This window comes from Noviherbaspirillum sp. (genome assembly GCF_035627455.1).
GTDB lineage: Bacteria > Pseudomonadota > Gammaproteobacteria > Burkholderiales > Burkholderiaceae_D > Noviherbaspirillum.
This window is the reverse complement of sequence record NZ_DASPLS010000007.1, coordinates 1-12,959: the sequence shown is the minus strand read 5'-3', so window position 1 is coordinate 12,959 and position 12,959 is coordinate 1. Positions and strand designations below refer to the sequence as shown.

Below are 12,959 nucleotides of genomic sequence, written 5' to 3'. Positions count from 1 at the left end.
ATGTCATGCAACAAAAACACCTGAAACAAGCCCTGCTGGCCGCCGTTGTTGCCGCCGCAGCCGCCGCGCCGGCGATGGCGCAGACCAATGTCACGGTCAGCGGCCTGGTCGACGCCTATGCCGGTTCCATGCGCAATGCCGGCGACGCGCGCAGCCGCGCGGTCGTCAACAGCGGCGGCATGACCACCTCCTGGTTCGGCTTCAAGGGTTCGGAAGACCTCGGCGGCGGCCTCAAGGCCAACTTCCTGCTGACCAGCTTCTTCCAGGCGGACAGCGGCGTGCAAGGCCGCTTCCCCGGCGACACGATGTGGTCGCGCGACGCCAACGTCGGCCTGTCCGGCGGCTTCGGCGCGCTCTCCTTCGGCCGCGAACTGGCGCCGCACTTCCTGCCGACCATCCTGTTCAACCCGTTCGGCGATTCGTACACCTTCGCACCGCTGATCCTGCACGCAGATGTGCCGCTGTTCAATGCATCCGGCTGGGGCAATTCGGTCGCCGGCGACACCGGCTGGAGCAACTCGATCCGCTACACGACGCCGAACTTCGGCGGCCTGACCGCGAACATCCACTACCAGCTCGGCGAGATCCCCGGCCGCAGCGGCGTCAACAACATCGGCGCCAACGCGCTGTACTTCAACGGTCCGCTCGCGCTGACCGCCTTCTACCACACGGTGGAAGTGAACAACCCGACCAATACCGTCGGCACGCCGGTGGCATTTGCCGCCAGCCGCCAGAAGGCATGGATGGTCGGCGGCAGCTACGACCTGAAGGCGGTGAAGCTGTTCGCCACCTACGGCCAGACCTCGCACAACATCGACGTCGAAGACCAGACCCTGTCGCTGGGCGCCACGGTGCCGATGGGCCAGGGCAAGATCCAGGCCGCCTGGGCGCAGACCAAGCGTGAAGGCACGGCATTCGGCCCGGACCAGAAGCGCAACACGGCGTCGGTCGGCTACGACTATGACCTGTCCAAGCGCACCGATGTGTACGCGGTGTACATGAACGACCGCATCACCGGCACCAACAACGGCAACAGCTTCGGCGTCGGTGTCCGCCACCGCTTCTGATGACTTGATTCGGGCGCACGCGACAGCGGCGCCCGCTTCGCAGCGCGTGCCACAAGCCCGCGCCGCGGAATTGATCGATGAAGATCGATTGATGCGTGAGCCCGGCTAATCGCCGGGCTTTCTTTTTGCGCGGGTCGCGGCCTCTATCGTTGAGCGCCCGCCTGAGCTCGACTAGCCCGCCTCTTCCCCCGGCACGTAGAACCGCAGCGAATCGACGATCGGCGCAAAGTAGGCCTGCGACGCCGCATAGTCGACGCAGGCATAGTCGTGGAAGGATGCCTTGACCACCACCGGCGGCATCGCGAGGATCTTGCCGAGCGACCGATAGCACTTTTCCGCGGCGAGGCAGTCGGTGATCGCGACGCAGGCTTGCCCGGAGCCCCGGTTGACCTGCTCGACGATCTTCCATGCATAGCCCTCCATCGCATCGAGCGCCTTCAGGTCCGCCGTCTTGAACGATCCGGCGATGTCTTCCGCGCTGCGGCCGTCGTCTTCGGACAGGCTCCAGGTGGCGATATAGAGGCCCTTGGTGCCGTCCTTGCACTCGAAGTACAGCGACTTGCCGTCGGGGGTGCGCCGCTCTTCCCAGTCGCTTGGCAGCGACATGAGCCAGATGTCGGTGCGTATCGTGTAGAAATTCGTCATCCAGGCATTCTAAGCGTGACGCGCGGCTTCCGCCAATACCGCCGCCGACGGTTCCGTCAGGAGCAGGGCCAGCCGGTGCAGGTCGATCGGCTTGGTGAGGTGATGGTCGAATCCGGCTTCCTGCGCGCGCTGCTTGTCCTTGTCCTGGCCCCAGCCGGTGACCGCGATCAGCATCGCGCCGGCGCCCTCCGGCAGCCCCCGGATATGGCGCGCGACCTCGTTGCCGTTCAGGCGCGGCATGCCGATGTCGAGCAGCGCGGTGTCGGGCCGGAAGGCGGCGAACTGCGCGAGACCGGCCTCGCCGTCATACGCGACCCTGACCTCATGTCCCTCGAGCTGCAGGAATTCGGCCAGCGTATCGGCCGCATCCCGGTTGTCGTCGACCACCAGCACCCGGCGCTTCACAGTGGAACGCACCGGCACCACCACGCCGGCGTCCGCGGCGCGCAGGTCCGCACGCACCGGCAGGCGCACCGTAAAACTGCTGCCCCGCCCGGGGCCGGCGCTGGCGGCGTCGATGCTGCCGCCGTGCAGCTCGACCAGTCCCCGCGCCAGCGCGAGGCCGATTCCGAGCCCGCCATTCGAACGGTCCTGCGTCGCGCGCACCTGGTTGAACATCTTGAAGATTTCCGACAGCGCATCCTCGCGCAGGCCGATGCCGTTGTCGCTGACGGTGATCGTCACTTCCTCGCCCCGAGCCTCCGCCGCCAGGCGGATGACGCCGCCGTTGTCGGTGTATTTCGCCGCATTGGTCAGCAGGTTGGCAACCACCTGCGCCACGCGCAGCTGATCGGCCTCGAACTGGACCGGATACGGCGGCAGGTCGACCAGCAGCCTGTGCTGCCGGGCATCGATCAGCGGCCGCGCGGTTTCGATCGCCGCATTGACGACCGCGCACAGGTCGGTGCGCGCCTTGCGCAGCTGCAGCATGCCGCGCGTGATCCTCGACACGTCGAGCAGGTCATCCAGCAGCAGGGCCATGTGCGCCACCTGGCGCTCGATCACGTCATGGCTCCAGCTCTTCTGCGCTTCGGTCGCGCCCGGCGCCTTGGAAATCATCGCCGCCTGCCGGATCGGCGCCAGCGGGTTGCGCAGCTCGTGCGCGAGGGTGGCAAGGAATTCATCCTTGCGGCGGTCCGCGTCGCGCAGCGCCTGTTCGTTTTGCTTGCGTTCGGTAATGTCGGCGAACCAGACCGCCAGCGCGTCCCGCATCGGCGAAATGATGACGTGGTACCAGACCCCGGCGCCGCTCGCCTCGGAATGCGCCTCGAATTCCTGCGTCCGTCCGGTTTCCGCTGCGGTCACGTAATGGTCCAGCAGCCCCGGCGGGTCCCAGTGCCCGGGCAGCACGTCGAGCACGCGCCGCCCGGCCAGCGCGGCGGCGTCCTGCCGGAGCACGGTTGCGCCGGCATTGTTCATGTACAGCCACTGGAAATCGACGATGGTTCCGCCCTCGTCCCGCACCGGTGCCAGGACCGTGAACGGAATCGCCGACGACTCCAGTGCGACGCGGAAGCGCTGCTCGCTCTCGTGCGCGACGTCGCGCGCCCGGGCGCGCTCGACGAACACCGCCGCCTTGCGCGCGCAGATGTCGGCCAGCCGGGTTTCGCGCTCGTCTGGCCGGCGCGGCTGGCGGAAATGCACGGAAATGACCCCGATCACCCTGCCCTCGGCGCTGATCAACGGCGTGCTATGCACCGCACGGAAATTTTCCTGGCGCGCGATGCCGCGCCACGCCAGGAAGGCCGGATCGCTTTCGGTATCCTCGACCACGGTGCGCCGGCTGCTGCCGAACGCCAGTCCGCACGCGCCGTCGCCTGGAGCCACGCGCGCCAGCTGCCGCAGCGCGGCGGCGGAAAAGCCGACGCTCGCTTCGAGCGTCAGCGCATCCTTTTGCTCGTCATACAAGGACACCAGCCCCTGGCCGCAGCCATGGAAGGCGGCCAGCGCATCGAGAATGGCACGCAACTGGCTGCGCAGGTCGCCGATTTCCAGCAGCCGGCTGCTCAACTCATGCAGGCGGCGCAAGTCCGCGACCTGCTGCGTCAGCTCGCCCTGGGTTTTCTCGAGCAGTTCCCGCACCCGCTTGCTTTCGGTAATGTCGACCGAGGCGCCGCGCAGGCGCGCCGCCCTGCCGGCGGCATCGCGCTCGATATGGATCTTGGTGAACAGCGAGCGCTCGCTGCCGTCGGGCAGCGTGACACGGTGCTCGGTCTCATAACCCTCGGCGCCTTCGGCCACCTTGCGCTTGAGGACCGCGCGCGCCTCGCGCAATTCCTCCGGGCGCAGTAACGCGTTCCAGTCATCGAGCGGCATCTGGGCGCGGAAATCGCCGCCCTGCGGGTCGCGTCCGAACAGCTTGCGCAAGGTGGCCGACGCGAACATGGAGCGCGCGCCGAGATCGATCTCGAACAGGCCGACGCCGGTGTTTTCCTGTGCCAGCGCGAGCCGGCGCTCCGCGTCGCGCGCGCGCCGGTCCGCCGCGCCGAAGTAGGTGCCGGCGAACACCAGCAGCGTCCCGACCGCGAGGTAGGCAGCGATTGCGACGCGGTCTTCCGGAATCACGATCAGCGGGTTGCCGACCGGCGGCAGCAGGAACATGGCGTTGACGACGCCGGCAACCAGCACGATCACCGCCGGTCCGCGGCCGACAAGCATTGCCGTCAGCAGCAGTGCCGGGAGGAAAAACAGGAAGGGAATGCGCGATCCCACCAGGGGCTGGATCGCCCAGTGCAGCGCCACCGCCACTGCAATCACGGCCGCGGTAACCGCATACCGGATGAAGGCGGAGCGCTCGGCTAGGGAGGCGGCCATCAGCTTCTCGCAGAGTTATTCGAAGAAAAAGTCTACCGCAAGACCGCTGCGGCTGCCCGGTCCCGTGTGGATTCCGTTTGCCGGCATCAGGTCGGCTTGGCCACCATCAGGTAGAACACCGTCACGAACGCAAAAAAGGCCGGAATGCCAAGCACGACCCAGATCCAGAAATAGCGCCAGTACAGGGCGGGAAGCGGCGCTTGTGCCCGGTCCGCGTCGCACGCCACGTCGCGCAGGCGCATCTGCAGCCAGACCACCGGCAGCCAGCAGGCAATCGCCAGCACGTACAGCATGATCGACCAGGAGAGCCACCGGCTGGTCAGAGGGAAACCGGCGAGGCGAATCAGCCAGTACCCGGTCAAGGGCTGGATCACCGCGGTGGTGGTGGTAAACAGCCAGTCGGCCAGCACCACCTGGCGCGACACCACCGCCACCGCGCGCACGTCGCGCGTGAGCGAGGTAACCAGCAGGTAGAAGGCGGAGCCGACGCCGGTGCCGAACAGGAAAGTCGACGACATGATGTGCAGCCATTTCACGGTGACGTAATCCATCAGCGTTCCTCCACTTCCAGCAGCAGCCAGATCGCGGCCAGCATCGGCAGGTTCTTGAGCAGCGGTCCGTACGGATGCAGCCAGAATTCCGGCAGCCGCCAGCTGATGATCGCGGTATAGAACAGGATCACCGCCAGCTGCGCGTACCACAGCAGCCGGCGGCGGCGCAGCAGCAGCGTGGCGATCCCGAAGACGAGATCGAGCAGCGCGGCGCCGTACAGCATCAATGGCGCCAGCACGCCGGTGATGCCGACCCGCGCCAGCAAGGCATAACTGTCCTGCACCGGGTACAGGCCGAGGGACACGATGCCGGTGACGATCCAGACCAGGGCAATGCTCAGGCGCAACATCGGCAGCAGCCAGGCTAGCTGCGCCTGAAGGCGAACGCTGCGCGCGCCGCTGCCGGCGACAAAGTCGCGTGGGGCGCGCGGCGGCCGCCCGAGCAAGGCGGTGATCTGCACCGGGTCGGCCGTGTTGCCGCGTTCCAGCATCTGCAGGGTCTCGGGATCGAGCAGGCTTGCGGGCAACAGCTTGCCGGCAGCAGCCGCGGCGCGCACCAGTGGCAGCGGCATCGGGAGAAACCGGGCTTTCCCCAGGTCCATCGCCTCGCGCAGGCTCGCCAGGAAAGCGCGCAACGAGATCGCGCGCGGGCCGGCCAGCGCCACCCGGGTCCCGGGCGGCAGCGGGTGGTGCAGCAGCGCGACGATCGCCGCCACCAGGTCGTCGACATGCACCGGCTGGATCTGCTGTTCGCCGTTTCCCGGCAGCGCGATCAGCGGCAGGCTGGCCAGCATCGTAAACAGCGCGGCGCTGGCGCCGCCGGCGCCGAACACCAGCGACGGCTGCACGATCACCGAGCGCAGCGGCAGCGCCGCCAGGAAATCATCGGCCCGCTTCTTCGACAGGTGATAGCGGCTTTGCGCCTGGGCGTCGGCGCCGAGCGCCGAGATCTGGACCACCTGCCGCACGCCGGCGTCGGCGCAGGCCTGGAACAGCGCGCGCGGCGCTTCCTCGTGCAGGCGCGCGAAGGTCTGCGCGCCCTGCTCGCGGATGATGCCGACCGCATTGACGACCACATCCACCCCGTCCAGCCGCGGCCGCCAAGCCTGCGGCGTCGTGTCACGCAAAAAATCCGCCTGCACGTAACGAAAGCGGGCGTCGTGCGCCCGCCCGGGATCGCGCACCGCGCACACGACCTCGTGCCCGGCCGCGGCCAGCGCCGCGGCCAGCCGGCTTCCTATGAATCCGCTCGCTCCTGTCAGCAAAACGACCACAACGCATCCTTTCCAGGGAACCTGGCCTTCACTTTACGCATCACAATTGACAACGTTACGACCTGTTATCACGACTGCTGGTTCAGTCACTCTCGACTTGCATGGAGGAAGCATGAAAACCTGGCCGCAAGCCATCCGCGACGGCGCCATTTCGGGCAGCGTCGGCAGTGTGTTGTCGACCGCGGTGCTGAGCGCGCGCGGCGAGCAGGAAAACGACTCGCCGTATGCGCCGACGAACGCGACCAGCCACTGGATCTGGGGCGACCGCGCGGCGCGGCATGACGAGCCGAGCGGCCGCTATACCGCGGTCGGCTATGCGATCCACCATGTGTCGGCCACGCTATGGGCGGTGCTGTACGAAAAATGGTTTGGAGAAAGCGCGGAACGGCGCGAAGTCCGGCCTGCGGTCGCCGGCGCGGCCGCGGTTGCGGCGCTGGCCTGCTTCGTCGACTACAACCTGACGCCGCGACGGCTGACGCCGGGATTCGAGAAGCGCCTGTCCTCGCCTTCACTGTTCCTGGTGTACGCCGCGTTCGGCGCCGGCCTGCTGGTGCGCGGCATGGCTGCCGGCAGGAAAGGTCGCGACGACAAGCTGCTGCAGTAGATTTTTAACGCGGCGGCGGGCGTCAGCGGCGCCGGCGGACTACACTATGCGCATGAACCGCAAACCCGTTCCGAAAACCGGCGTCAGCCGGCGCGATGCCCTGCTGGCGCTCGGTGCGGCCCTCGTCGCCGGCCCGGCGTCGTCGCAGCTGGCCGCGCCCAGGCCTGCCTGCATCCTGACGCCCGAGCAGATGGAGGGTCCGTATTTTTCGGATGTGCGGCTGGACCGGTCCGACATCCGCGGCGATCCGTCCGATGGCTCGGTCAAGCCGGGCGTGCCGCTGGCGCTGTCGCTGCGCGTGCTCGCGGTCACGCCCGGCAATTGCGCGCCGCTGGCGGGCGCCGTCGTCGACCTGTGGCATTGCGATGCCTCGGGCGCCTATTCGGATGCGACGGATAGCGGTTTCCAGACCCGCGGCCGCAAGTTCCTGCGCGGTTACCAGACCACGGATGCCGCGGGCGCCGTGCGCTTTTTCACCATCTACCCCGGCTGGTATCCGGGACGGGCGGTGCACGTCCACTTCAAGGTGCGCAGCGACCTGCTGCAGGGCCGCGAATTCAGTTCCCAGCTCTACTTCCCGAATGCGCTGACTGAACGGGTGCATGCGCGCTCGCCGTATGAACGGACGCGCGGCCGTGGCACCAGGAATGAAAGCGACGGCCTGTTCCGCAACGGCGGCACGCAACTGCTGCTCGACCCGAAGCCCACTTCCGATGGCGGATATATGGCGAGCTTCGACGTCGGCGTCGCGCTCGCCTGAAAGGATCGCCGGACCGGCCGCCGCTACACGAACGCGCCGATCCGCTTCTCCACCGCCGCCCGCACCGACCCCGTCATCACGAAAGCGCGCGCGGCCGCGATGTCGTCATGGAACCAGCGGTCGCCGTCCAGGCAGGCCGGGATCTGGCGCCGGATTTCCTCGTACGCCGCCTGCGTGCCCTGCCCGAGCACGAAGCCCGGCAGCAGGGACTCGGTCATCGTCAATGCCTGCGCCGCGAACAGCATCTCGACCCCGACGATGTATTGCGTGTTGGCGACCACTGTCGCCGCCTTGCGCGCGCACCAGGTGGAATTGGATACATGGTCTTCACTGTTGCCCTTGGCCGGCACGCTGTCGACGCTGCCCGGCATGCACAGCGTGCGGTTTTCCATCACCAGCGCGGTCATCGAGCATTGCACCACCGGATAGCCGGTGTTGACGCCGCGGATGCCGCTCATCAGGTTGCGCGGCAGTCCCCAGGACAGCGTCGGATCGATCAGGCGGTTGATGCGGCGCTCGCAGATGCTGCCGAGGTCCGCCACCGCGATCGCCAGCAGGTCCATCGCCTGCGCCAGGTACTGGCCGTGGAAATTGCCACCGGAAATGATCTCGAAGCCGCCGCCGTCCTTGCCGAAGATCAGCGGGTTGTCGGTCGCGGAATTGATCTCGCGATGGACGATGGTATCGATGTAGTCGAGCGCATCGAATACCGGCCCGTAGACCTGTGGCGCGCAGCGCAGCGAATACACGTCCTGGATGCGCGGCGTGTACGGAACGTCGGCGCGGCGCAGCTCTTCCGGGAACTGCACCGCGCGCGCCTCGTGCGTGGTGCGGGTCGATCCCTGCAGCAGCCTGCGGATCACCGCCGCGGTCTTGATCTGGCCGGCATGCGGGCGCGCCAGGTGGATGCGCTCGTCGTACGCCGACATTTCGGCGCGCATCGCCTCCAGCGTCAGCCCGAGCGACAGGCAGGCGTCGGCCAGCAGGTTGCGGGCATCGTGCGCGGCCAGCACCGCGACCGCGAGAGACACGGTGCAGCCGTTGATCAGCGCCGACGCATCCTTGGCCTTCAGGTCGAACTTCACCGGGCCGATGTTCGCTTCCGCGATCGCTTCCGGCGCGCGCATGCGCCGGCCCCGGTACATCACTTCCGCCTCGTCGAAGCCGGCAATGGCCGCCGCAAGATAGGACAGCGGCGCAAGGTCGCCGGAGGCGCCGACCGATCCCTTCTGCGGCATCACCGGGTGAATGCCGGCATTGAGGAAGGCCAGCAGCCGGTCCACCACCTCGACGCGCGGCGCGGAATAATTGCTGGCAAAGGCATTGGCGCGCAGCAGCATGGTGGCGCGGCTCACCTCTTCCGAAAACGGCTCGCCGAGGCCGGCCGCGTGCGCCTTGATCAGCTGCGTCTGGAACAGTTCGATGTGCTCGACCTTGATGCGTGTATCCTTCAGCAGGCCGACGCCGGTGTTGAAGCTGTACATCATCGGCGCTTCGTCGTGCATCCAGGTGGCTTCGATGTAGTCGCGGCTTTGCCTGAGCGCGTCGCGCGAGGATGGCGCCAGGCCGACCTGCACGCCCGGGTCGCGCGCGATCGCGATCACCTGTTCCGCGCCGAGGGTGAAACCGTCAATCAGTATGGTGGTCATGGTTTTTCCGTGAATTCCGTTTCCTTGCGTGCATGCCGGTGGACGGCATGCAGCATCCGTTGTATCCGTCGGGCGGGTGCTATTTCGCCCCTGCCTCGTACCAGCGCGCGATCAGCGCCCTTTCTTCTTCCGTCATGTTCGTCAGGTTCCCGATCGGCATTGATTTGAGCTGCACCACCTGCCGGTACACCCGCTCCGCATGCTGCTTCAGCAGTTCCGGCGTCTGCAGCATCACGCCCGAGGGCGCCGCCGCGAAACCGGGATGGGTCGGCTGGTCGGCGTGGCAGGATACGCAGCGCTGTTCGACCACCGCCTGCACCTGCGCCATGTCGACCGCCGCGCCGCCGCCGCGCGCGGCCGGCTTCGGCGCGATCGCAACCGCCACCACCAGTAGCAGCGCCATGCCCGCCGCCGGATAGCCGATCGCGATCCGGCCCTTGTGCCTGAGGTTGAAGAAATGCCGGATCAGCACGCCGGCCGCCATGATTCCCGCCAGGATCAGCCAGTTGTACGGATGGTTGTAGGTCATCGCGTAGTGGTTGCTGATCATGATGAACAGCACCGGCAGCGTGAAGTAATTGTTGTGCACGCTGCGCTGCTTGGCGCGCTTGCCGTAGATGGGGTCAGGCGACTTGCCGGCCTTCATCGCCTCCACCATCTTGCGCTGGCCGGGAATGATCTGCATCAGCACATTGGCGACCATGATGGTGCCGATCATCGCGCCCACATGGATGTAGGCGGCGCGTCCGCCGAGCAGCCTGGCCAGCGCCCACGCGGCGGCCACGATCAGCAGGTACATCACGATCCCGAGCAGGCCGTCGCGCTGTCCGAGCGGCGACTTGCACAGCAGGTCGTAGACGGTCCAGCCGATCACCAGCGTGCCGATGCCGATACCGACCGCCTGCAGCGGCGTCAGGTCGGCCACCGCGCGGTCGATCATCATCGCCGACGGATTGACGTAGTAGACCAGGCACAACAGCGCGAAACCGGACAGCCAGGTGCTGTACGCTTCCCATTTGAACCAGTGCAGTTCATCCGGCAGCTGCTTCGGCGCGACGAGATACTTTTGCGGGTTGTAGAAGCCGCCGCCGTGCACCGCCCACAGTTCGCCCGCCACGCCCGCCTTTTCCAGGTCGGAACCCGGCCTGGGCGGCCTGATCGAGTTGTCCAGCCAGACGAAGTAGAAGGAAGCGCCGATCCAGGCGATGCCGGTGATCAGGTGCAGCCAGCGGACCAGCAGGTTGAGCCATTCGACGCCGTAATTGAGCAACAAAGCTTCCATAGATTCCTTACAGACAGAAGCTCGTCTGCCTCCGCGGGCGCTTCAGACGAGGGGGGAAGGGTTTCCCTTGCGGTCGCGAACCTGTTGAAAGCTCCGCTGCGACCCGGTTTTCCATGCGACGGCGTTTGCGAAAGACGCGCGCCGGCCGCTATGATGCAAGACTGTTAAAAGATAGACTTTTTTCTGACCCGGAACATCGGGCATCCAGTATATTTTACATACCAATAACGATATAGAGGACGGAATGTCGGGCCTGCCGGATCATCTGGATATTCATCTGATACGCATCCTGTATCTGTTGCTGTCGGAAAAGAATGTCTCGCGCGTCGCGCTCAAGCTGAACCAGCCGCAGCCGTCGATCTCGGCATCGCTGCGCAAGCTGCGCGAACTGACCGGCGACCCGCTGCTGGTGCGCGGCGCGCGCGGCATGGTGCCGACCCAGCATGGCGAGAGCCTGCTGCTGCCGGCCAAGCGCATCCTGGACGAGACCGAGAAGCTGTTTTCGCACAAAGCGGCCTTTTCCCCGCAGCATGAAGCGCGCACCTTTCACATCGCCGCCCCCGATTACCTCGACAGCCAGTTCCTGCCCAACATCGTCGCCGCATTGCGGCGCGAGTCGCCGAAGAGCCGCGCTGTGATCCACGGCATGGGCGCGCAAAGCGATTACCTGAAGCTGCTGTCGGACGGTGAACTCGACATCGTGATCGCCAACTGGGACGAGCCGCCGGAGCACCTGCACATGTCCAAGCTGTTCGAGGACGAGATCGCGTGCATCATGCGCGCGGACTGCGCGTATGCGCTGCGCACCGGCGCGCACCAGATGACGGTGGAAGACTACCTGGCTCTGCCGCATGTGGCGCCGTCGCAGATGCTTCCCGGCTACAGCGGCGTGATCGAATCCTTCCTTGCAAAGCAGAACCTGTGCCGCAACGTGGTCGCGGAGTCGGCGTATTTCGGCCTGATCCCCTACATGCTTACGCGCACCGACCTGGTGCTGACCACCGGCCGCCAGTTCATGCGCTTCTATGAAAAGAACCTGCCGCTGAAGATCTTTAACGTGCCGATCCCGTTTCCGACCATGCAGTTCTACCAGCTCTGGCATGAACGGGTGCACCATGCGCCGGAGCACAAGTGGCTGCGGGAACTGATCTCCGCCACCGCCAGGGCATTGTCGAAATAGGCTGCGGCGTCGGGCGTCGCCCTATATCGCCCTGCTGAACCCGGGTATCAGCGATTCCATATATCGCGCCGGCGATGCCGTTTTACTATCGGACATCGCACTCCGCAACGACAACAGAATAGCAGGCAAAGCGTGACCGACACCTACCACAACTACCCGCGCGACCTGGCCGGCTACGGCCGCAATCCGCCGCATGCGAAATGGCCGGGCGGCGCCCGCATCGCGGTGCAATTCGTCCTGAACTACGAGGAAGGCGCAGAAAACAGCGTGCTGCACGGCGACCCCGCGTCCGAGACCTTCCTGTCCGAAATCATCGGCGCGCAGGCGTTCAACATGCGGCACATGAGCATGGAATCGATCTACGAATACGGCTCGCGCGCCGGGCTTTGGCGTCTGTTGCGGCTGTTCGAGGACAGGAAGCTGCCGCTCACGGTGTTCGGCGTGTCGATGGCGCTCAGGCGCCATCCGGAGGCGGTGGCCGCCTTCCGCGAGCTCGGCCACGAGATCGCCTGCCACGGGCTGCGCTGGATCAGCTACCAGCATATCGACGAAGCGACTGAACGCGCGCACATGCATGAGGCGGTGCAGATCATCCGCGAGATGACCGGCGCCGCGCCGCTCGGCTGGTACACCGGCCGCGACTCGCCCAACACCCGCCGCCTGGTGGTCGAGCACGGCGGCTTTGCCTACGATGCAGACTACTACGGCGACGACCTGCCGTTCTGGACCCGGGTCGACATCAGCGGCCCGGACGGCCGGCAGGAAGCGAAGCCGCACCTGGTGGTGCCGTATACGCTGGACGCGAACGACATGCGCTTTGCCGCGATGCAGGGATTCAATTCCGGCACCCAGTTCTTCGACTACCTGAAGGATGCGTTCGACGTGCTGTACGCGGAAGGCGATCCGGCCGGGCTCGACCGGCCGAAGATGATGTCGGTCGGCCTGCACTGCCGCCTGGCCGGGCGGCCGGGGCGCGCGGCCGCGCTGGCGCGCTTCCTCGACTACGTGCAGTCGCATGACAAGGTGTGGGTCACGCGCCGCATCGACATCGCCGAGCACTGGCGCGCGACCCATCCCCATGAGGAGGCCCGGCCATGAGCGTCACGCTGGAACAGCTGAACGTGTGCGCGCCC

The 12,959-nt window shown here is 66.5% G+C and carries 11 protein-coding genes; 5 read left to right on the top strand and 6 right to left on the bottom strand.

Annotated features, from left to right (window positions below; genetic code table 11):
* Nucleotides 1-5 precede the first annotated feature (5 nt).
* A complete protein-coding gene (locus VEC01_RS00855; protein ID WP_324897807.1) occupies nt 6-1,067 on the top strand; it encodes a porin in 1,062 nt (353 codons plus the stop codon).
* Between the two features lie 171 nt (nt 1,068-1,238).
* On the opposite strand, the gene VEC01_RS00850 is transcribed toward VEC01_RS00855, so the two are convergent.
* From VEC01_RS00850 to VEC01_RS00835, 4 genes are all read right to left on the bottom strand, one after another.
* On the bottom strand, nt 1,239-1,712 hold the full coding sequence (locus tag VEC01_RS00850) for a hypothetical protein (protein WP_324897805.1): 474 nt from the start codon (nt 1,710-1,712) through the stop codon (nt 1,239-1,241).
* Nucleotides 1,713-1,721: 9 nt separating this feature from the next.
* Entirely contained in the window at nt 1,722-4,526 is a 2,805-nt protein-coding gene (locus tag VEC01_RS00845) for an ATP-binding protein (RefSeq protein WP_324897803.1), read from the bottom strand.
* A gap of 86 nt (nt 4,527-4,612) precedes the next feature.
* On the bottom strand, nt 4,613-5,077 hold the full coding sequence (locus VEC01_RS00840; RefSeq protein ID WP_324897802.1) for a DUF2269 domain-containing protein: 465 nt from the start codon (nt 5,075-5,077) through the stop codon (nt 4,613-4,615).
* Nucleotides 5,077-6,351 (bottom strand): SDR family oxidoreductase, encoded by a 1,275-nt coding sequence (locus tag VEC01_RS00835; protein ID WP_324897800.1) that lies wholly within the window; start codon nt 6,349-6,351, stop codon nt 5,077-5,079. The genes VEC01_RS00840 and VEC01_RS00835 overlap by 1 nt, the downstream gene beginning before the upstream one ends.
* 112 nt (nt 6,352-6,463) lie before the next feature.
* On the opposite strand from VEC01_RS00835, the gene VEC01_RS00830 reads away from it, so the two are divergent.
* Together VEC01_RS00830 and VEC01_RS00825 are read left to right on the top strand one after the other, a co-directional pair.
* Nucleotides 6,464-6,955 carry a hypothetical protein gene (locus VEC01_RS00830; protein WP_324897798.1) on the top strand — a complete coding sequence of 164 codons (492 nt, stop codon included), beginning with the start codon at nt 6,464-6,466 and terminating at the stop codon, nt 6,953-6,955.
* Nucleotides 6,956-7,007: 52 nt separating this feature from the next.
* On the top strand, nt 7,008-7,715 hold the full coding sequence (locus VEC01_RS00825) for an intradiol ring-cleavage dioxygenase (RefSeq protein ID WP_324897796.1): 708 nt from the start codon (nt 7,008-7,010) through the stop codon (nt 7,713-7,715).
* 23 nt (nt 7,716-7,738) lie between these two features.
* On the opposite strand, the gene VEC01_RS00820 is transcribed toward VEC01_RS00825, so the two are convergent.
* Both VEC01_RS00820 and VEC01_RS00815 read right to left on the bottom strand, forming a co-directional pair.
* The gene (locus VEC01_RS00820) at nt 7,739-9,364 is read right to left on the bottom strand and encodes an aromatic amino acid ammonia-lyase (protein ID WP_324897794.1); all 1,626 of its coding nucleotides are present in this window, start codon (nt 9,362-9,364) and stop codon (nt 7,739-7,741) included.
* 79 nt (nt 9,365-9,443) lie between these two features.
* Complete coding sequence (locus VEC01_RS00815) at nt 9,444-10,646, bottom strand: urate hydroxylase PuuD (RefSeq protein ID WP_324897792.1); 1,203 nt, start codon at nt 10,644-10,646, stop codon at nt 9,444-9,446.
* A 244-nt stretch (nt 10,647-10,890) separates the two neighbouring features.
* Here VEC01_RS00815 and VEC01_RS00810 point away from each other — a divergent pair, with 244 nt between their 5' ends.
* Nucleotides 10,891-11,826 (top strand): LysR substrate-binding domain-containing protein, encoded by a 936-nt coding sequence (locus tag VEC01_RS00810; protein WP_324897790.1) that lies wholly within the window; start codon nt 10,891-10,893, stop codon nt 11,824-11,826.
* A gap of 132 nt (nt 11,827-11,958) precedes the next feature.
* Entirely contained in the window at nt 11,959-12,924 is a 966-nt protein-coding gene (puuE, locus tag VEC01_RS00805; RefSeq protein ID WP_324897788.1) for an allantoinase PuuE, read from the top strand.
* The last annotated feature ends 35 nt before the right edge of the window (nt 12,925-12,959 follow it).

Excerpts from the sequence above, each read along its gene's own strand:
- VEC01_RS00840 (WP_324897802.1), bottom strand. The coding sequence starts at position 5,077 with ATGGATTACGTCACCGTGAAATGGCTGCACATCATGTCGTCGACTTTC.
- VEC01_RS00820 (WP_324897794.1), bottom strand. The coding sequence starts at position 9,364 with ATGACCACCATACTGATTGACGGTTTCACCCTCGGCGCGGAACAGGTG.
- VEC01_RS00845 (WP_324897803.1), bottom strand. The coding sequence starts at position 4,526 with ATGGCCGCCTCCCTAGCCGAGCGCTCCGCCTTCATCCGGTATGCGGTT.
- VEC01_RS00855 (WP_324897807.1), top strand. The coding sequence starts at position 6 with ATGCAACAAAAACACCTGAAACAAGCCCTGCTGGCCGCCGTTGTTGCC.
- VEC01_RS00810 (WP_324897790.1), top strand. The coding sequence starts at position 10,891 with ATGTCGGGCCTGCCGGATCATCTGGATATTCATCTGATACGCATCCTG.
- VEC01_RS00815 (WP_324897792.1), bottom strand. The coding sequence starts at position 10,646 with ATGGAAGCTTTGTTGCTCAATTACGGCGTCGAATGGCTCAACCTGCTG.
- VEC01_RS00825 (WP_324897796.1), top strand. The coding sequence starts at position 7,008 with ATGAACCGCAAACCCGTTCCGAAAACCGGCGTCAGCCGGCGCGATGCC.
- VEC01_RS00830 (WP_324897798.1), top strand. The coding sequence starts at position 6,464 with ATGAAAACCTGGCCGCAAGCCATCCGCGACGGCGCCATTTCGGGCAGC.
- VEC01_RS00850 (WP_324897805.1), bottom strand. The coding sequence starts at position 1,712 with ATGACGAATTTCTACACGATACGCACCGACATCTGGCTCATGTCGCTG.